This is a genomic window from Kistimonas scapharcae, assembly GCF_039540975.1.
GTDB classification, from domain to species: domain Bacteria; phylum Pseudomonadota; class Gammaproteobacteria; order Pseudomonadales; family Endozoicomonadaceae; genus Kistimonas; species Kistimonas scapharcae.
The window spans coordinates 1-720 of the sequence record NZ_BAABFL010000176.1 but is presented as its reverse complement, the minus strand read 5'-3'; the positions used below and the strand labels follow the sequence as shown (position 1 = coordinate 720).

The window sequence follows — 720 nt, the reverse complement described above, 5'->3', positions numbered from 1 at the left end:
AAGACTGAAATCTTCTCAGAAGATGGGTTATTAGAAAGGATTTCAAAACACTGGGTAAAACCACTTTTAAGCTAAACACCGCCCTGCGGTAAAGTGGTCCTCACTGACTGCTTTCTCTGTTCGCTGATGTCCATCGAGAACAGCCACAACTTTATTACGATTAAATGGCAAACCATGTTCAATAAGTGTGGTGTCCTGACCTACGGACTCTGATCGACAAGGGATCACCCAATCCTCCATGTTTTTTTTCCTGCCAATACTCAGTGCGAGTCCGGATTGTGTGGTTTGGTCTGTATAATAAGTTACGTAATCGTTAGCGCTTGAAATGGCTCTTCGTTTTATTTCAGAAGATGGCTCTTTAATATCAGTAAAACCCTCAAGTTTTTCGAGCAATGAAAGGAACCATTTATCAAATGCAGGCGATCTCGTTTGCTTAAACTGCTGTTTTAATGCATCACGCCGACTATTATCAAACTTTCTCTCAATGGTTTCAGTATCGTAAACAACTCGATAATCCCTATGGGCTATGAGTGCGATATCAGCGGGTGTGCAAAATTCTTCTCTAATCCCTATAAGTTGAGTTTTATCTTCTCGATAAAAAACTGTCCTATCTGCGGGAAGCGGCATCAACCGCCCATTCTCTAGGAGCTGTTGACGTTTCACATTGGTAACCAGACAAAAGCACAAGCCAGAGCTACGACACTGACAAAGTTTCGCTTT

General features: G+C 41.9%; 1 protein-coding gene. It reads right to left on the bottom strand.

Annotated elements, in window-relative coordinates:
* Window positions 1–66: 66 nt before the first annotated feature.
* The coding region (locus tag ABD892_RS10255; RefSeq protein ID WP_345195528.1) for a hypothetical protein at window positions 67–720 on the bottom strand (654 nt) is incomplete at its 5' end.